The organism is Paenibacillus azoreducens, from assembly GCF_021654775.1.
GTDB classification, from domain to species: domain Bacteria; phylum Bacillota; class Bacilli; order Paenibacillales; family Paenibacillaceae; genus Paenibacillus_AQ; species Paenibacillus_AQ azoreducens.
The window spans coordinates 4,905,502-4,923,643 of the sequence record NZ_AP025343.1; the positions used below are offsets into that span (position 1 = coordinate 4,905,502).

At 48.5% G+C, this 18,142-nt stretch carries 18 protein-coding genes; 1 reads left to right on the forward strand and 17 read right to left on the reverse strand.

What is annotated here, in order from left to right; translation table 11 throughout:
• Positions 1-93: 93 nt before the first annotated feature.
• The 17 genes from L6442_RS21580 to L6442_RS21660 all read right to left on the reverse strand — a co-directional run bounded on the left by L6442_RS21580 (position 94) and on the right by L6442_RS21660 (position 16,542).
• Positions 94-354: a stage V sporulation protein S gene (locus L6442_RS21580; RefSeq protein ID WP_006286829.1), complete on the reverse strand. Its 261-nt coding sequence runs from the start codon at positions 352-354 to the stop codon at positions 94-96.
• 206 nt (positions 355-560) lie between these two features.
• Positions 561-1,355 carry a TIGR00282 family metallophosphoesterase gene (locus tag L6442_RS21585; protein WP_212980231.1) on the reverse strand — a complete coding sequence of 265 codons (795 nt, stop codon included), beginning with the start codon at positions 1,353-1,355 and terminating at the stop codon, positions 561-563.
• 153 nt (positions 1,356-1,508) lie between these two features.
• Complete coding sequence (gene rny / locus L6442_RS21590) at positions 1,509-3,050, reverse strand: ribonuclease Y (protein WP_212980216.1); 1,542 nt, start codon at positions 3,048-3,050, stop codon at positions 1,509-1,511.
• A 276-nt stretch (positions 3,051-3,326) separates the two neighbouring features.
• On the reverse strand, positions 3,327-4,055 hold the full coding sequence (locus L6442_RS21595; protein WP_212980217.1) for a regulatory protein RecX: 729 nt from the start codon (positions 4,053-4,055) through the stop codon (positions 3,327-3,329).
• A 231-nt stretch (positions 4,056-4,286) separates the two neighbouring features.
• A complete protein-coding gene (recA, locus tag L6442_RS21600; protein ID WP_212980218.1) occupies positions 4,287-5,348 on the reverse strand; it encodes a recombinase RecA in 1,062 nt (353 codons plus the stop codon).
• Positions 5,349-5,613: 265 nt separating this feature from the next.
• A complete protein-coding gene (locus tag L6442_RS21605; protein WP_212980219.1) occupies positions 5,614-6,864 on the reverse strand; it encodes a competence/damage-inducible protein A in 1,251 nt (416 codons plus the stop codon).
• A 131-nt stretch (positions 6,865-6,995) separates the two neighbouring features.
• Positions 6,996-7,583, reverse strand: coding sequence for a CDP-diacylglycerol--glycerol-3-phosphate 3-phosphatidyltransferase (gene pgsA, locus L6442_RS21610; protein ID WP_194230444.1), 588 nt, complete (start codon positions 7,581-7,583; stop codon positions 6,996-6,998).
• A gap of 182 nt (positions 7,584-7,765) precedes the next feature.
• Positions 7,766-8,257 (reverse strand): YajQ family cyclic di-GMP-binding protein, encoded by a 492-nt coding sequence (locus tag L6442_RS21615; protein ID WP_194230445.1) that lies wholly within the window; start codon positions 8,255-8,257, stop codon positions 7,766-7,768.
• A 165-nt stretch (positions 8,258-8,422) separates the two neighbouring features.
• On the reverse strand, positions 8,423-8,584 hold the full coding sequence (locus tag L6442_RS21620) for a hypothetical protein (RefSeq protein WP_194230446.1): 162 nt from the start codon (positions 8,582-8,584) through the stop codon (positions 8,423-8,425).
• A 428-nt stretch (positions 8,585-9,012) separates the two neighbouring features.
• On the reverse strand, positions 9,013-10,089 hold the full coding sequence (locus L6442_RS21625) for a helix-turn-helix domain-containing protein (protein WP_212980220.1): 1,077 nt from the start codon (positions 10,087-10,089) through the stop codon (positions 9,013-9,015).
• 27 nt (positions 10,090-10,116) lie between these two features.
• Positions 10,117-10,863 carry a DUF3388 domain-containing protein gene (locus tag L6442_RS21630; RefSeq protein WP_194230548.1) on the reverse strand — a complete coding sequence of 249 codons (747 nt, stop codon included), beginning with the start codon at positions 10,861-10,863 and terminating at the stop codon, positions 10,117-10,119.
• A gap of 275 nt (positions 10,864-11,138) precedes the next feature.
• A complete protein-coding gene (locus tag L6442_RS21635; protein WP_212980221.1) occupies positions 11,139-11,390 on the reverse strand; it encodes a DUF3243 domain-containing protein in 252 nt (83 codons plus the stop codon).
• 106 nt (positions 11,391-11,496) lie between these two features.
• Positions 11,497-12,270, reverse strand: coding sequence for an elongation factor P 5-aminopentanone reductase (gene ymfI / locus L6442_RS21640; RefSeq protein ID WP_212980222.1), 774 nt, complete (start codon positions 12,268-12,270; stop codon positions 11,497-11,499).
• Complete coding sequence (yfmH, locus tag L6442_RS21645; protein WP_212980223.1) at positions 12,270-13,550, reverse strand: EF-P 5-aminopentanol modification-associated protein YfmH; 1,281 nt, start codon at positions 13,548-13,550, stop codon at positions 12,270-12,272. Before yfmH ends, ymfI begins: the two co-directional genes overlap by 1 nt.
• Positions 13,551-13,553: 3 nt before the next feature.
• A complete protein-coding gene (gene yfmF / locus L6442_RS21650; protein WP_212980224.1) occupies positions 13,554-14,837 on the reverse strand; it encodes an EF-P 5-aminopentanol modification-associated protein YfmF in 1,284 nt (427 codons plus the stop codon).
• Between the two features lie 132 nt (positions 14,838-14,969).
• Positions 14,970-15,773 carry a spore cortex-lytic enzyme gene (gene sleB / locus L6442_RS21655; RefSeq protein WP_212980225.1) on the reverse strand — a complete coding sequence of 268 codons (804 nt, stop codon included), beginning with the start codon at positions 15,771-15,773 and terminating at the stop codon, positions 14,970-14,972.
• A 373-nt stretch (positions 15,774-16,146) separates the two neighbouring features.
• Positions 16,147-16,542 (reverse strand): winged helix-turn-helix transcriptional regulator, encoded by a 396-nt coding sequence (locus L6442_RS21660; protein ID WP_194230453.1) that lies wholly within the window; start codon positions 16,540-16,542, stop codon positions 16,147-16,149.
• Positions 16,543-16,675: 133 nt separating this feature from the next.
• Here L6442_RS21660 and L6442_RS21665 point away from each other — a divergent pair, with 133 nt between their 5' ends.
• The gene (locus L6442_RS21665) at positions 16,676-17,941 is read left to right on the forward strand and encodes an MFS transporter (protein ID WP_212980226.1); all 1,266 of its coding nucleotides are present in this window, start codon (positions 16,676-16,678) and stop codon (positions 17,939-17,941) included.
• Positions 17,942-18,142: the final 201 nt, after the last annotated feature.

The following is an 18,142-nucleotide window of genomic DNA, read 5'->3' on the forward strand; positions in this document are numbered from 1 at the left end:
GCCCAAGGACAATCGCTGCCCCGAAAATCCCGGCTTTATTCAGCTTATATCAATAAACAGGTTTCAACAACAAGTGCTTTTCCGAAAATCATATCATCTTGGTTCCACAATCAATTTGATTGCGGTTCGGTCCTCCCCATCAATCACGATATCCGTAAAAGCGGGGATACAAATCAGATCAACTCCGCTTGGCGCAACGAATCCCCGGGCAATGGCAACCGCTTTAATGGCTTGGTTCAGCGCACCCGCTCCGATCGCCTGCAGTTCAGCAGCACCACGTTCGCGAAGCACGCCAGCTAGAGCACCGGCAACAGAGTTTGGATTGGACTTTGCTGAAACTTTTAATACTTCCATAGTAAGTACCTCCCCTGGGAATGGTGATGGATAGCTTCCACATACTAGATGTTATTCGGGAGTGGCAAAATAATTCCTTCTTTTTGTCAATTTCGCCCTTAAAAACAGATCGATAGTCTTACGCTTCCCCATCTCATTCCCTATAAGAGGTTGTTCAAATAGTCCGCTTTCGAAGTATAGATTTCTATAATCTCAAAGAAGTTTCCTCAGTTCATAATCCAATCGTCCTCGAGCAGACGAATTTTCTCCATCTTTTTCGCTTTGCCTGTGGCATCATCCAATTGGACAAACAGTCCATGAAACTGCCATTTTCCTTTATCCACCTGGAACCGTACAGGCAGTTGCGTTTTGAATTTGCGCAGCACCGCTTCCCGCTCCATGCCGAGAATCCCTTCCCTGGGACCAACCATGCCGGCATCGGTCAAATAAGCGGTTCCTCCAGGCAAAATCGTATCGTCATTGCTTTGAACATGCGTATGCGTGCCTACAACGATGGAAGCTCTGCCATCCAAATGCCAGCCCATGGCGATTTTTTCGGAAGTGGCTTCCGCATGAAAGTCGACCAGAATGAATTTATGCTTTTTGCGCAACTGATCGACGATTTCATCGCTTATGCGGAACGGGCAGTCGATGGCCGGCAAAAACGTACGTCCTTGCAAATTGACGATCGCCAGTTCCTTGCCACCCGCTTTGATTACCGTATGCCCGAGCCCCGGTGTCCCCGGAGGAAAATTCGCCGGACGAACCATACGCGGTTCATCGTCGATAAAATCAAAGATTTCCTTGTTATCCCAAGTATGGTTGCCCATCGTAATGCCGTGAACGCCCCATTCAAAAAAATCCTTGGCGATCGACTCGGTAATGCCCCGGCCGGATGCGGCATTTTCTCCATTTACGATGATGATGTGGGGATCATACTTCGATTTGAGAGAAGGCAGCGTATCCTTTAACGCTTTTCTGCCTACGCTTCCTACGATGTCTCCAATAAATAAAACGTTAATAACGTTCCCCTCCTTGTATTCAAAACGTCGAATGACGTATATCTCCGCTTGTTGTGTATGAATTTCTTATTGGCCAAGCTCTTGAAGAAAGCACTCTATTCGTATATCCGAAAAGATGAAAAGTGGCCCTTATTCCGGCCACTTTTCAAATCATTATTTAGCGTATTCAACAGCTCGGGTCTCACGAATGACGGTAACTTTAATATGTCCCGGATAATCCAGTTCATTTTCGATCGTCTTCGTAATATCCCGTGCCAAACGGAAAGCTTCCGCGTCATCAATCTTCTCAGGCTGCACCATAACGCGAACCTCGCGTCCGGCTTGAATCGCAAACGATTTTTCCACGCCTTCGAAGGACTCGGAGATTTCCTCCAGTTTCTCCAGACGTTTGATGTACGTTTCAAGCGTCTCGCGGCGTGCTCCAGGTCTTGCTGCAGATAACGCGTCAGCCGCGCCAACCAGCATCGCGATAACCGAAGTCGCCTCGACATCCCCGTGGTGCGACGCAATACTGTTAATAACCACCGGATGTTCCTTGTATTTCTTCGCCAGTTCCACGCCGATTTCAACATGCGATCCTTCCACTTCATGATCCAGCGCTTTGCCGATGTCATGCAACAATCCGGCACGTTTGGCGAGAACAATGTCTTCTCCAAGTTCCCCGGCCATCAGACCGGTGAGATACGCAACCTCCATGGAATGCTTCAGCACGTTCTGACCATAGCTGGTACGGAATTTCAGGCGGCCCAGGATCTTGATCAGATCCGGATGCAGTCCGTGAACTCCCACCTCGAAAGTCGCTTGTTCGCCATACTCGCGAATCCGTTCATCGACTTCTTTGCGTGATTTTTCCACCATTTCTTCAATCCGAGCCGGATGAATTCGGCCATCCGACACAAGTTTTTCCAATGCGGAACGGGCAATTTCCCTGCGAATCGGATCGAAACCTGACAGAATAACAGCTTCAGGCGTATCATCAATAATGAGATCAATACCAGTAAGGGTTTCCAGCGCGCGAATATTCCGGCCTTCACGGCCGATAATCCGCCCTTTCATTTCCTCATTTGGCAATGTGACTACAGATACCGTGGTTTCAGCGACATGGTCGGCAGCGCAGCGCTGAATGGCAAGAGTGACGATTTCCCGCGCCTTCTTGTCCGCTTCTTCTTTGGCCTGCTGCTCAATGTCCTTGATCATTTGTGCGGTTTCATGTCTTACTTCCTGTTCCACGTTGCTCAAAATGATGCTTCTTGCATCTTCCATCGTGAGGTTGGAGATCCGCTCCAATTCGGCGACCTGAGTCTTGTAAATCAAATCAATCTGCTGTTGTGTCTCTTCAATGCGTTTCTCTTTGTTAGCCACCTGTTCTTCTTTGCGTTCCAGCGATTCAATCTTTTTATCCAGCGACTCTTCTTTCTGCAACAATCGTCTTTCCTGCCGTTGAATTTCATTTCGACGCTCACGAGTGTCTTTTTCAGCTTCGGTACGGATTCTGTGGACTTCATCCTTCGCTTCCAGTACCGTTTCCTTTTTCAGTGCTTCAGCTTCTTTCTTCGCATTTTCAACTATTTGTAATGCAGCGTGTTCAGCACTAGAAATTTTAGCTTCTGCAAGAGATTTGCGAATAAAATATCCAATCACGAACCCCAAGAACAATCCGGCAACAACGAGAATGACCGATAGCCACCAAGGCATCTTTTCACCCCCTCGTTGGTTCCTCCAAGGTATTCCTTGGGATTTTTTACTGTTCATTCAACACGTTCATCATCATACACAAATCGCAAATCAACGATTCTAATCACCCGTGAAAAACGGGCATTATCCATATGAATTGGCGCTCATGAATCTTATGGAAATGAGGCTTTTTTGGAAGGAAAAAGGGACTCTTTTCAATACAAGATTCATATTCCATTTTAGTATTTGTGAAAAGATATTGTCAAGAGAATCCCTTTCATAATATGTTAACTTCTCTCAATCGAACGGATAAGGTTCCTCATTCTCCTGCGCCTCATTGTTTTCCCGTATGCATTCGTTAATGACCTTCCTGGCCATTTCGCCGGAAAAGCCTCTTCTCATTAAAAAAGCCCCGGTTTTTCTTTTTCTGTCCATGATTTCGCCGCGTGTCTGATGCCATTTTTTTCTTCCGACAATCAAACAGCTCTCAAATTCCTGCTCCCGGCTCACTTCCGCCAGCGCTTCACCGATCAGCAGGTTGTCCACGCCTTTTTGGCGCAGTTCCTGCTTGACCCAGGCTCTTCCCTTGCGCTGGCCCGAAATGCGCTGCTCCGCCCACTGCTTTGCGTACAGTTCATCATTAACCAGCCCCTCCTGCTCGAGCCGCTGCAGGGCCTGCTCTATAACAGCATACCCGAATTCCTTTTGCCGCAGTCGGTCTTCCAGTTCCTTTCTTGTGCGCTGTTTCCTTTCCAAATATTTAAGTGCCTGGACATAAGCCCGCTGCTTTTCGTCTGCAAGCACGATCTCCTCCAGCTCCTGCTTCGTAAAGACTTGACCTTTCATCATGCGGAATTTGATCATCACGTCCTCATGAACAGACAGCTTATATTCACCAAAAGAAATAAGATACCGCCCTTTTTGCTTAGGCTCCCGCTCCACGGCCGTTATTGTCAGGTCTATGCCGCCTGGGAAAAGCGAAATATCCGTTAATTGATCCTGCTTCCGTACATCTTCCTCCTGCATGTCTGCACACTCCTGGCAATCAGCTTATATAGTTGTGTTTCAATAATATTTCAACGCTCTATTTAATTGGATATCTTCATCTTCTGATATGCTTATTGCGGTTGTGATTTTCATCGGAAATGCGGCGCGGAACAAACCTTCCATTACGAAATCCCCTCACAAACCTGCAATCCTCACAAAAAAGACGCCCCTGTCCGGTTCACCAGGGCGCCTTCATCATTAGGCTAATGATTATTCAAGCTCCAACAATTCCTGCTCTTCCTGCTGCTCGGCTTCCAGCTCGCTGGCTGTAGGAGAAGGAACTAAAGTCGTAAGATTGCTTGCTTCCCGAATCTTGTTTTCAATCGTTTCGGAAATTTGCGTGTTTTCTTTCAAAAACTGCTTGGCATTTTCACGTCCTTGACCCAGACGCTCGCCTTCATAGGAATACCAGGCGCCACTTTTATTGACGATATCGAGTTCAGTACCAATATCGATAATGCTGCCTTCCTTGGAAATGCCTTCTCCATACATGATATCAATTTCAGCTTGTTTGAACGGAGGAGCGACCTTGTTCTTTACAACCTTGATCCGTGTCCGGTTGCCTACCACGTCATTGCCCATCTTAATGCTTTCAACGCGGCGCACATCAAGGCGCACAGAAGAATAGAATTTCAGGGCGCGGCCGCCAGGCGTCGTTTCCGGATTGCCGAACATAACGCCCACCTTCTCGCGAAGCTGGTTGATGAAGATGGCAATTGTCTTGGATTTGGCAATGGCGCCGGACAGCTTACGCAATGCTTGAGACATCAAGCGTGCTTGAAGGCCCACGTGGGAATCACCCATTTCGCCTTCGATCTCCGCTTTAGGAACGAGCGCCGCTACTGAGTCCACAACGATAATGTCCACGGCACCGCTGCGCACAAGCGCCTCGGCGATTTCCAGCGCCTGTTCGCCTGTGTCCGGCTGTGAAAGCAGCAGTTCGTCAATATTAACGCCCAGCTTGCTGGCATAAAGCGGATCCAGCGCGTGCTCCGCATCAATAAACGCTGCTTGTCCGCCAACTTTCTGCACTTCCGCAATGGCGTGAAGAGCCACTGTCGTTTTACCGGATGATTCCGGACCATATACTTCGATTACACGGCCTCTTGGCAGGCCGCCAATACCTAATGCTATATCTAAAGCCAAGGAACCGCTGGGAACAACTTCCACCTGCATGTGAGTGGACTCACCCAGTTTCATGATTGAACCTTTACCGAATTGTTTCTCTATCTGACGAAGCGCGACTTCCAGCGCAGCACGACGATCTGACAATAAACTCACATCCTTCACCGTTTATAAGAGGTTGAACTTTCATTACTAGTATCATACCTTGTTTTGGAACGTTTGCCAAGCATTTTTTCGAACATACATTCGTTTTTTTATTCCGTTCATTCTCCTCCCCCACAGGCTGCCGCAGTTCCATGGGAAAAGAAAAGAACCGCAGCAAATCCAGATTTGCACGGTTCTTCCGCATATCTATAATTATACCTTTTTCAGAGTTGCAGCACAACTTCGCCCGGGTGAAAGCCCGAAAGGCCTATGCGGCAAGTCTCTGCCAGAGACGGTAAAGCAGCGTTTTAACCGTCCGGATCCGGATCGCATCCCGGTTTCCGCTTAATCTAAGCTCGAACACTTCGGTTTGCTTCCCGCGTTCCGCGAGTCCGATATAAACCAGACCGACAGGCTTGCGTTCGGAATGCGCCGGACCCGCAACGCCAGTTACGGAGAGCCCGAAATCGCTGTCCGCAATCATTCGGACGTGTTCGGCCAGAACCTCCGCCACTTCATGGCTGACAGCCCCCGGAGCCCCCTCGCCTTCAAGCAGGGCGTGAGGCACATGGAGAAGCTTTTCTTTCATTTGATTCGAATAGCATACGATACCTCCAAGGAACATCGAGGAGCTGCCGGGTATCGCCGTGATGCTTTCCATCAGCAGTCCGCCCGTGCAGCTTTCAGCCGCGCTGAGCGTCAGCCCGCGGCTTGCCATCATATCCACGATCACTTTCTCGATCGGCACATCCGTGCTGGCATACATATTTTGGGAAAGCCGCTTTTGGATTTGCTCTTCGAGCGCGTCAAGCTTTCGCATGGCTTCGGATTCGCTTTTGGCTTTCGTTGAAATGCGGACCGAAACCTCTCCTTCTTTGGCATACGGCGCGATCGTCGGGTCGTTTTGCGCCTGAATTAAATCAAGCAGCTTATCCTCCAGAAGCGATTCGCCGATCCCCGCAAATTTCAGCATTTTGGAGTAAATCGGCAATTCGTTCGTCAAGGCATGCAGCTGCAGCCACGGTTTCGCCTGCGCTTCAAACATCGGCTTCATTTCTTTGGGCGGCCCCGGAAGAACGATGTAAAATCTATCGTTTTGGGCAATCGCGATGCCTACCGCCAGGCCGGTTTCATTCGGAAGCGGCGTGCTTCCGTCGATGACAAGCGCTTGGCGGCGGTTGTTTTCGGTCATGACGACGCCGCGGCCCGCAAAAAACTTCTCCACTTGGTCCATAGCCTGCTGGTCAATATGCAAAGAGCGGCCCAGAACGGCCCCAAGCGCGTCTTTGGTCAGGTCATCCTGGGTTGGACCTATGCCGCCGGTCAAAAGCAATATATCCGCCCTTTGAGCCGCATGCTCGATGGCATGCCGAAGCCGCTCCATATTATCGCCGACAACGGTTTGAAAATAAACGTCAATCCCCATGCCGGCAAGCTCCTGGGATAAATACTGCGCATTCGTGTTCAAGATTTGGCCCAGCAGCAGTTCGGTCCCCACTGCGATGATTTCCGCTTTCATGCTGTTATTCCCCCTCAAATTAGCCCACTTTATTCGCTTTGTGTACGCGTTATATAACCTGTTTCAAACTTGGCACAGCCAAAAACACTAATAATGGAAAGAAAAGGCAATAGGATTAATCCTATTGCCGTTCATGCATTGGATAGCCGAAGCAAATGCTTGTTTTTTACGAAATAGTCGATTCCAGAGTAGATCGTTATCAAAGCGGCCGCCCATGTTGCAATCGTATCAAGCGGAAGCCCGATCAGTTCAAACGGGAAGTTGTTAAGCAGCATCAACACAATGGCGATAATTTGAACCACCGTTTTGGCTTTCCCCCATTTGCTGGCTGCTACTACGGATCCGTCAAGAAGCGCAATTTGACGAAGCCCGGTAACCGCAAATTCGCGACTGATAATAACGACTGCGATCCAAGAATCGCATTTGCCCATCTCGACAAGCGAAATCAGGACCGCCGCCACCAGAAGTTTATCCGCCAAGGGGTCCAGCAGCTTTCCTAAATTGGTTACCATGTTGTTCTTGCGTGCCAAATAACCGTCTATACCGTCCGTACTGGCTGCCAAAATAAAAACGATCGCCGCAATCAGCTGGTTCAGTGGCAGCTGGTAAGAATTCCAAACCAAAGGTTCCGGATAGAAGCTAAAGTCCACCAGCAGAAACACCATCATGATTGGAATCAGACATATTCTTGCAATGGTAATACGGTTGGGCAAATTCAATGTACACCCTCCCCGGTGAAAACAAACTTGAAGTATAAAATCATATGATTAGTACATTGTATCGGAACATACATATGTAAGCAACGTTCTTCCCATACTTCTTCACAAGTATAATATAACGTTTTATTTTCTGTCAAAAACATGCATGCAGCCGTTTCAGCGGAAAATCCCCCGGCAAAACGTCATTTGAAATTGGTAAATTGCAGATCAAGCGGAAGATCGGCTTTGCGCAAAAGCTGCATAACCGCCTGCAGGTCATCTTTGCTTTTGCCTACTACCCGGATTTGATCTCCTTGAATCTGGCTCTTCACCTTCAACTTGGAATCACGGATCAGCACGTTTATTTTTTTGGCGTTATCCTGATCGATCCCCTGTTTCAGCCCAATGCGCTGGCGGACCGTTCCCATAGAGGCAGGTTCGATTTTGCCATAATCCACGTTTTTAAGCGATAAACCCCTTTTAACCATTTTGCCCTGCAGAATATCAATAACCGATTTCAGCTTGTATTCATCGTCTGAAACGATGATCAGCGCTTCCTTTTCGAGCTTCAGGCTGCTTTTGCTGCCCTTGAAGTCAAAGCGGTTAGCAATCTCCTTCTCTGCCTGATTGATCGCATTATTCATTTCCTGCAAATCAAATTTAGAAACGATATCGAATGAGTTTTCCGAACTCATTGCCTCACGTCCTTTCCTTAAAAAACTTCATGTCATATTATATGAAAATGTTGCAGACAAGTCTAATCGATTTTGCGAAGCGCGAATAAGGGCACCAAAAAAGACATTCCTGACCGAAGCTCGGCTTTTCAGGAATGTCTCTTATGGGCAAATAAATTCTCCGTGTTATTGTTCATGTACAGGTTGTCTGAACATGTTCACAATTCCCAGTACGATACATGCCAGTCCAAAGCCCAATATTCCGTATCCCCATGGATTAGGGGTCAGATAGTACCCGAGAAGGCTGACAACGACGCCGAGACCGGTTACGATCCAGCTGATTGCCATCTTCCATGCACCTCATTTCATTGAGATTCATAAGACCGAGTTGCAATAAAACTAGTCCTATTATCTCCGCAAGGCTGCAGGTTTATTCACCTTCTAACAGTCTGAACACGGCGGATAAATGGATGGACTTTTTCTAACGGACACCTTTGCGGTTATTTCGCTAAAAACGGCAACTTTTAAAATGTAACGGTCACCACAGCGCTTATCTGCTCCCAAAACAACCTCAATAGGGGATTTTCCGCAAAATAGCCGCATTGTGTCCGTTAGAATTCAAAACGCTCGTTTTTACTCTCTATAACAGCCGCTGTGTCCGTTAGAAGCTCACATGACCTCACGGTCACCACCAACGATGAAAATGTTATGGGTTTTGTCTCAAAACGCAAAAGCACATTTTCGTATAAATTCAGACGCTCGGTGCACGGCGGAAATCAGCCGTTATTGTTGGTGGAACCGTCGGTATTCGTACCGTTAGCATCGGAGCCGCCGGATGATTCTCCGCTGGTGCTCATACTGCCGGGATCGGCGAGCTTCAGTCGGATGCGGGACGTTGATTTTCCATCTTCAACCGTCTGACCGCCTACCGTAATTTTCGTGGCCGGAGAATACCCGGATTTAATGTACAGACCTGTAGAATCAAGCGGGAAGCTTAGAGTATCGCCTTCTTTGGTGTTTCCGAAAGAAAGCTTCTCCCCATGGATATTTTCGCCTTTGTACACTTCAAGCCAGCTTTTGCCGGTCGCTTTGATTTCCACGTTAACCGTCGTACCTTGAGGAGCGGAAACCTTAAAGATTGTATCTTTGCCTTTTTTGCCGTCCTGCTGAACCGCAACGGATTGATTGTCCGCAGGAGTGGTAGTCGTTGTGGTTGTACCGTTATCCGTCGTATTGCCGGATGTGTTATCGGTCGTTTCACTGCTCGTACCGTCTTTCGCTGGAGGAGTCGCGGTCTGATTGCCGCCTGCATTCCCTCCGGCCGTATCTTTTTGATCCGGCTTGTTGGTATTGCCTTCGGCGGTTTTGTTCGTATTATCCGTTGGCGGAGTGGTCTCAGCCGTCTTTTGCGTCGGATCCTGCTGTTTCTCGGTAACCTTCGACGAATCAACCTTTTCCGACTTCGGATGACTCGCATTGTTCGCATACAGATAAATAACCGCGATAATCAAAATCGGGAAAATCCACATGAGCGTGGTCGACAACCATTTGACATTGCGCTCCGAGGAACGCGCGCTGCTCCGTTTCTGGATAACCGGTTCCATCGTCGGTTCGGGTTCGGCCGGCGCTTCCTGCTTATGGTCTTCAAGCAGAAGATCCGGGTCCAGACCTACCGTTTCAGCATATGTTTTAATAAAAGCCCTCACATAAAAGCTCCCGGGGAGCACCTTGTAATCCCCTGCTTCGATGGCTTCCAAGTATCTTTTGCGGATTTTTGTCATTTCTTGTACGTCGTCCAGACTCATGCCCTTTTGCAGTCTGGCTTCTTTTAGCTGTTGCCCCAGTTCGGACATGCCATCACCTCCTCATCCAAAGTTATATTATATGTCGTCATTATAAGAAGTGGTAAAATTATCATATATGATTTCTTCATTCGGGTTATTGCGGAGCTCGACTATGATGTTGAAATCATCGTACGTGTATTCCGATTCCTGCACAAATACGTCCGGATGTTCGATGACCTTCGTGCAAGGCATTCCCATAATCTCCTGAAGCAAATTATAGTGGCGCTCATTGGAGCGGATCGTGCTGACAATGCCGTCGATGATAAACACGTTGCCAGGATTCATTTCATCCTCGGAGAGCTGGCTTCTTACCGTCTGGCGAAGCAGCGTCGAAGAGACGAAAGTCCATCGTTTCATGGCGCATACGCTACCGGCAATAATGGACTCGGTTTTTCCGACCCGCGGCATTCCGCGAAGTCCGATCACCTGATTACCGCTCTTCTTAAATAATTCACCCAAAAAATCGACAAGCAATCCGAGCTCGTCTCTGGTAAAGCGGAATGTTTTGCGATCATCCGAATCCCTGTCGATGTAGCGCCCGTGGCGAACGGCCAAAATATCGACAAGTTTAGGTTCACGCAGCGCACAAACCGTAATGTTGTCCACCTTTTTCAGCATGGCGCCCATGAGGGCGATCTTTTCGTCGTCATCCGTTTCCAGCAGCATGCCGCGCGTTTTGCCCTCGACACCGTTAATCGTTAATATGTTAACCTCCAGCATACCAAGCAGGGAGGCAATATCCCCGAGCAGCCCCGGACGATTTTTATGTATCCGGTACTCCATATACCACTGTTTCGTTTGCTTCTTCTGATTTGCTTCCACCTTGACACCCCATCTGAGCTTTTCCCCTGCATTTCGACAAAATAAACCTGCTGCCCTTTCGGGAGAGGCTTGAATTGAAAACTGCCGTAATGTTGGGTCACGTTAATGATATATAAAATGTCGGTGAAAAACAAGTTCAATACTGTAACCATTGGAGAAAAGCCCCCGATTGGGGGCTTTTTCCTGAATCATTCAGACTTCTTGCGAATGGTTCGTTCTTCGGGAAATTGAACCGGCTATACGTTTTTCTTGGCCAGTTTTATCATCAGGCGGGCAATGGTGCGCCGCTCTTCCTTGTTCCCGACGTCCCATAACTCTTTAAGAGCGCGATTTGACGAGTTTTGCGGATCGACCTTGGCCTCAAGGAAATCACCGATCTCATAAGCGAGGTTCGTGATCGTCTCTTCGCTCATCCCCATCTTTTCAGCCTGTACAACGCGTTCCCCAAGAAACTTTTTCCAGGTATCGAAATTTTTGATTACGGTCATTGATGAATCCTCCCTTGGCTATGGCGCATGAGATTAATGATCAACATCTGTAATATAACCTCAGGTGCCTAAGCCTATACAAGGCGGATTCCTCCAGCTTTAGCCTTCAGGTAATCCAACCGCCGTTAGGGCTGATCACCTGACCGTTGATATATCCGGATTCAGGCAGTGCCAGGAAATAGACCAGGGAGGATATCTCATCCGGGGTCGCAAGCCTTCCGGCAGGGATTTCATCTTCAAGCATCCGCTTCTCCTCCGCGTCGAGATGCTCAAGCATTTGCGTGTCCACCGCGCCCGGCGCAACCGCGTTAACCGTAACGCCCGACCGGGCCAATTCCTTGGCCAATGCTTTGGTAAATGCGTTGATGCCTCCTTTGGTCGTGGAATACAACACTTCACATGAAGCGCCGGATATTCCCCATACGGAGGAAATATTGATAATGCGGCCGTACCGCTGGGAAATCATGTGCGGCATAAACACCTGGGTGCAAAGAAACGCACCTTTGAGATTAACGGCCATCACTTCATCCCACTGCTCCTCCGACACATCCGCGAGCATTCCGTAATGGGATATGCCGGCGTTATTGATCAGGATGTCAGGCATCAACCCATGGCTTTCCAGTTTTTCATACATACGGATAATCTGCTGTTTGTCTTTGAGATCCGCCGCAACCGTCAGCACTTTGGCGCCATGCTGCATGCAGCGGCGGGCCACGTCATTGGCAGCCTCATGCGAGAAGCCGTAATGGATAATGACATTCATCCCGGCCAATGCAAAACGCTCGGCAATCGCCGCACCGATCCCCCTGCTGGCGCCTGTAACCAAAACCGTTGTGTCGCTTAAAGCTTTTTCGAAACGTTCCTCTCCCGTTATGGTCATTAAGGATTCACCACAATCGATACTGCCAGTTGATTCCAATCCACATGTTCCTTAAGGCGGTCATTGACCTCCTGCAGCGTAATGGCTTCGTATACCTGAACCACGGAGAAGAAATCGCAGCCGCGGAATTGGTAACGGGTAAACTCATGAGCGATATTTTCCGGCGAATTCAGCAGACGAAGATAACCGCCGATTTTCTTTTTACGCGCACGTTCAAAGTCATTTTCATTAAATCCGGTTTGCAAGATCCGGTCGACTTCCTCCCGCACTCTGGCCAGCAGCTTATCGGGATCCGGCGTATCGCCGCCTGCGGCCGAAAATGCATACTGACCCGAGCTGTTGTATTCATGGGAGAAGCTGTCAGAAATCAGATCCTCGTCATACAGCTTCTGATAAAGCTCCGTACTGGAACCAAAAAGCAGGTCCAACATCAATTTAGTGGTCAGATCGCGGCGCAGCAAATCGCAACCGGCGGCTCCAACCTGCTTTTCCTTAAAGCCGAACAGGCATTTTGGCATGGAAACGGCCAGCTTGGCAATGCGGCGCTTCTCGGCAACCTCCACCGGCTCGGGAGCGAAAATACGCTCGATATTCCCCTGTGGCTTATAGTTTTTGGCTGCCTGGTTAGCGCGGACCAAATCAAATACTTCTTGCGGATCAACGCCACCCACCACAAACAAGAGCATGTTGCTCGGATGGTAAAATGCGTTATAGCAGGTATAAAGCGTTTCCTTGGTAATCGTGCCGATCGACTCCACGGTGCCAGCGATATCGATATGAACCGGATGAATTTTGTACATCGCTTCAATCAAGCCGAAATAAACCCGCCAATCCGCATTATCGAGATACATATTGATCTCTTGGCCGATGATGCCCTTTTCTTTTTCTACATTCTGATCCGTAAAATAAGGATTTTGCACGAAATTGATCAATGTTTCCAAATTCTTTTTTACATGTTCCGTAGCCGAAAACAGATAAACCGTCTGCTCAAAGCTGGTAAACGCATTGGCGGACGCTCCGTTCGAGGCAAAAGTCGCGAAAATATCGCCCTCCGGTTCTTCGAACATTTTGTGCTCAAGAAAATGGGCGATTCCGTCAGGTACGGTAATCTCTTCCTGCCCTTCGACGCGAAAATGATTATCCACCGATCCGTATTTCGTTGCAAATGTGGCATACGTCTTCTGAAACCCCGGTTTAGGCAGCACATACACATGAAGTCCGTTGTCCATGACTTCCTTGTAAAGGGTCTCCTGCAAGTTGTCGAACTGAAGTTTTTCCACCGGTTATTCCTCCTTCTGGCCCTTCAGGAAATAGATCGTGTCCAGCTCAAATGTTTCTGCAGCCGCTTGAACATCCTCGATCCGGATCGTCTCCACCTGCTTAAGCAGCTCCGCGCGCGAACGGTCCTTGCCGGAAAATTGGCGGTTAAAATCATATGCGATCATTTCAAATGCGGAATCATCGATTTCAAGCAGCAGATTGCGGATCATCGCCTTGGTCTGCGACATTTCGAGATCGGTAATATTGCCCGCACGCATTTCTTCAAGCTGCTTTTTGATGATCTCCAGCGCTTTTTCATAATTTTGGATCTCGATGCCGGATTGGATCGTGCCGATACCTTTATGGCCGTCATAACGGGAAGAAGCATAATACGCCAGGCTTTCTTTTTCGCGAACGTTCATGAACAGCTTGGAATGCGGATAACCGCCCAAAATTCCATTGTAAACAAGCGCAGCCGCATATTGCTCATCTGCATATCGAATGGAAGTGCGGAGCCCCATGTTAAGCTTGCCTTGGCTAACCTCCATTTTTTCGACTACCGTGCGGACCTCATCCACAGTGCGTGTTGATTTTTCCTGCACATACATAACCTCGGCAGCATCAGGATTCAGATCAAAATACTTATTAACAAGTTCTTCCACTTCTGCAAGACTCGTGTCCCCTACAACATAAAGATCCATGCCGGCCTGGCTCAGCCAATCCCGATACGAGCTGTACAGACTTTCCGGCGTAATGCCGTCCAAATCGCCGCGTTGTCCAAGCGGATGCAAACGGTACGGTTCATTGCGGCACATTTCCTCAATGCATCGCTCTGAAGCATATCTGATTTTATCGTTTACGATGGCATCCATCTTTTTACGCACATTTTCTTTCTCAGCCTGAACGTAGCTGCTCCGAAATTGCCCGCCTTGAAGTGCAGGGCGCGTCACGACTTCGCCTAGGAAAGCAAAGGAAGACTCCAGCAGGCTTTCCTGGCTTTTCACAAAAGAATCATTGATCGTGTCCATGCGGAATTGAACGATCTGATAGTTGCCTCTTTTATATACGTCAAAACCAAAACCGGCTCCGTACATTTGCTCCAACCGTTCCCGGAATTGCCTTGTTTCGGGATGAGATGCGGTTCCGCGTCTCAGAACGAACGGAGTTAAAGCTGTTGCCGTTACGGTTTCCTCCGCAAGCGGAATCCCCGCATAAAGCGCTACGGCAAACGTCTTAAAGCGTCTCGAAGGCAATACGTGAATCCGCATACGCCCGGCTTTACCATGTTGGAATGCTGTTTTATTCAAGGTCCAAAACTCCTTTAGCCATGAATTTATATAACGATGCAACGTGAATATGTTCCATTCTATACCATTACAAAGTGAAGAAGCAACCGAAGACAAACCCTCCGGTTGCTGTTTGGCGGACCAGGAAAAAGCCTACATACAGAAGATGTGCTGTCCGATGGTTTTTACTTGCGGGCGCGACCAAATCCATTTCGAGGTGGCCGTTTTCGGGTTGAAATAATACAGGCAGCCACCCGACGGATCCCAGCCGTTTAAAGCCTGCTGAACCGCTTTCCGGGATTGTTCGTTCGGAGTGAGCCAGATTTGTCCGTCGGCAACCGCCGTGAAAGCGCCCGGCTGGAAAATAACGCCGTGCACCGTGTTCGGAAAACTTGGCGATTTAACCCTGTTCAGGATAACGGCAGCCACCGCCACCTGACCCTCAAAAGGTTCGCCGCGCGATTCCCCATACACCGCATTAGCCATAATTTTCAAGTCGTTCTCCGACAATCCCATCGTGTTGGCCGATGCCATAGGCTCGCTTTTGTTCGCTGCAGCGCCGCCGGCAGCCGCCTGTCCGGCTGTTTCTGACGGCTGCCAGTTCTTCGTGGCATTATACAATTTGAGTTTGGTTTTAGCGCCAACCGTACCGTCGGCTTCCATGCCAAATTCCTTTTGAAACCCTTTCACGGACTTTAATGTGCCCCAGCCATATTGGCCGTCGATTTTGCCGCCATAAAAGCCGAGAAATTTCAAGCGTCCCTGCAGCTCGTACACATCCTGACCCGAGGAACCGTATTTCAGAATGCTTGTTCCAAATGTCGGAACAATCTCTTCGGCAGTTTTTGCCGGCTTTTCGGATGCCTTTTCCTCGGTTCGGGACTGAAGCCCGGCAAATAATGCAGCTAACAAAAGGACCGGAAGTCCTAACATAATCCACAGTTTTGCTTTTTTCATATGGCAGCTCTACCTTTCTCTTGTGAGTTTGACTAGGATGGCTACGGTTATTATGACTAGAGCCACCAATAACTATGCACATTTCAAAAGAAAGGCTTGAGACTGCAGGCAAAGCCGCAGAGAAGTCCTTTTTCGGCCGAAACGGGTCTCTAAGCATGCAAAATAACCCCACAAAGTGACGTGTATCCTTTGAAGCTTATTCCGATTACTTTGCGGGGACCCCGGAAGTTTTTAATACCCCCACAAAGTGATGCATTACCTTGCGGGGACCCCGGAAGTTTATTCTTGATATGTCAAAAAACCGGCCCCAGTACAAAGGATGGTGTACGTGAGGCCGGCTTCTTCATCTTTTTAAGCTGGCTTATATTCAATTCTATTCATCATATGCTCGCGTTGATGCAACCGGTTCCTCGGGTCTATTCAGAATGTTATCCTCAAGGACCAAATATTTGTCCCCATACTCCCGGATGATATGCTGCTCCCCCCAAGAACACAGAGAATCCAAGATCGTCTGCAAACTCCAACCGTATTCGGTAAGCTCATATTCAACCTTAGGCGGGACTTGGTTATAAACAATGCGGTTGACTATTCCATCTTCCTCGAGTTCTCTCAACTGCTGCGTGAGCATTTTCTGGGTGATGGCCGGCATCAGTCTGCGCAAATCGCTTGTCCGCTTTTTGCCGTGTGTCAAATGGCATAGGATGACGCATTTCCACTTTCCACCGATGACTTCAAGCGTTGCTTCTACGGAAATATTGTATTTCTTCATCCAATTTGCCTCCCAAATGTTCTATAGGTACTTTTTAGTGCCAATAGTACTTTAAAGTACGTACTGTTCATTTTGTCGTTCCGCCTTCATAATAGCATTTACCGGCCGGGATGACTAGAACAGAGGTGAAAAAATGCCGCAAAATAACAGAAAAAGCATATTTGCGCTTCTGGCTTTAGCCATCAGTGCATTTGCAATCGGAACGACCGAATTTATCAGTGTAGGATTGTTACCGCTCATCGCAAGGGATTTGCATATATCTGTTACGCTTACGGGTTTGACAGTTACTTTGTATGCCCTCGGGGTCACGATCGGCGCTCCCGTCTTGACCTCGCTTACAATAAATATGTCCCGCAAAAAACTGCTGCTCGGAATCATGCTTGTATTTATTGCAGGCAACAGCACAGCCGCTCTGGCAGGAGGAATCGCCATGCTGCTGGCGGGACGGGTTATATCGGCGTTTGCGCACGGCGTGTTTATGTCCATCGGCACCACGATTGCCGCCGACATCGTTCCAGAGAACCGGCGGGCAAGCGCGATCGCCATTTTGTTCTCAGGTTTGACCATAGCTACCGTGACCGGCGTGCCTCTAGGCACTTTTATTGGTCAGCAATTGAGCTGGCGTACCGCATTTTTATCGATCGCATTGATCGGCGTAATTGCATTCATCGCCAACATGATATTGATTCCTTCCCATCTAAGAAAGGGAAAGAAGACGCCGGTACGGGAACAAATCAAACTTGTCACCAATGGGCGGCTGCTGCTTGCCTTCCTCATGACAGCACTGGGGTACGGGGGAACTTTCGTCGTCTTTACTTATTTATCCCCGCTCCTATATCATGTTACAGGTTTCAAGGAATCAACCGCCGCGTTCATATTGCTTCTTTATGGCATCGCCATCGCAATCGGCAATATTATTGGCGGAAAAACAGCCAATCGAAATCCTTTGTCGGCACTGCTCGTGATGTTTTCGCTGCAAGCCGTCGTACTGCTGCTGCTGACCTTTACGGCTCCCTATAAGACGGCAGCACTGATAACCGTTTTTCTGATGGGACTGCTCGCTTTTATGAATGTGCCCGGGCTGCAGGCTTATGTCCTCGTCCTTGCGGAACGCTTTGTTCCCAAAGCCGTAGATGTCGCTTCAGCCGTCAATATCGCTGCTTTTAATGCCGGCATTGCGCTGGGTGCTTATTTGGGCGGAGTCGTTACGGAGACAATAGGCCTTGTTCATACCGGATGGGTCGGGGCCGTCATGGTCACAGCCGCTGCCTTGCTTACAGTCCGGAGCCAGTTATTGCAGAGAAAAGAATCCATCTCACCGGAACAAAATAACAAGATGCCAACTCAGGGAGAAAAAGTTCATGACATTGCATCTGCAAAACGCAACCAGGCTTGCTAACGGAGTAGAAATCAGCTTGAAGCATTCCTGCTAATCACGATGCGGAAGAACTGCATGATAAGAAAAACGTCTATCGACGTACTCTCATAGAAGACAGACCGCGTTTAGCGGTAATTTTTCTTGCGATATAAGGATGCGAGATCTCCGAAGTTTATACTTTCTTATATCTTAAGAAAAACGTCTATCGACGTACTCTCATAG

Bases quoted from the DNA above. Each gene is read 5' to 3' on its own strand.
- L6442_RS21635 (WP_212980221.1), bottom strand. From the start codon at position 11,390: ATGACCGTAATCAAAAATTTCGATACCTGGAAAAAGTTTCTTGGGGAA.
- L6442_RS21630 (WP_194230548.1), bottom strand. From the start codon at position 10,863: ATGGAGTACCGGATACATAAAAATCGTCCGGGGCTGCTCGGGGATATT.
- L6442_RS21615 (WP_194230445.1), bottom strand. From the start codon at position 8,257: ATGAGTTCGGAAAACTCATTCGATATCGTTTCTAAATTTGATTTGCAG.
- L6442_RS21665 (WP_212980226.1), top strand. From the start codon at position 16,676: ATGCCGCAAAATAACAGAAAAAGCATATTTGCGCTTCTGGCTTTAGCC.
- L6442_RS21660 (WP_194230453.1), bottom strand. From the start codon at position 16,542: ATGAAGAAATACAATATTTCCGTAGAAGCAACGCTTGAAGTCATCGGT.
- rny (WP_212980216.1), bottom strand. From the start codon at position 3,050: ATGCCTTGGTGGCTATCGGTCATTCTCGTTGTTGCCGGATTGTTCTTG.
- L6442_RS21580 (WP_006286829.1), bottom strand. From the start codon at position 354: ATGGAAGTATTAAAAGTTTCAGCAAAGTCCAATCCAAACTCTGTTGCC.
- L6442_RS21595 (WP_212980217.1), bottom strand. From the start codon at position 4,055: ATGCAGGAGGAAGATGTACGGAAGCAGGATCAATTAACGGATATTTCG.
- L6442_RS21605 (WP_212980219.1), bottom strand. From the start codon at position 6,864: ATGAAAGCGGAAATCATCGCAGTGGGGACCGAACTGCTGCTGGGCCAA.
- sleB (WP_212980225.1), bottom strand. From the start codon at position 15,773: ATGAAAAAAGCAAAACTGTGGATTATGTTAGGACTTCCGGTCCTTTTG.
- L6442_RS21620 (WP_194230446.1), bottom strand. From the start codon at position 8,584: ATGGCAATCAGCTGGATCGTAACCGGTCTCGGCGTCGTTGTCAGCCTT.
- ymfI (WP_212980222.1), bottom strand. From the start codon at position 12,270: ATGACCATAACGGGAGAGGAACGTTTCGAAAAAGCTTTAAGCGACACA.
- L6442_RS21625 (WP_212980220.1), bottom strand. From the start codon at position 10,089: ATGTCCGAACTGGGGCAACAGCTAAAAGAAGCCAGACTGCAAAAGGGC.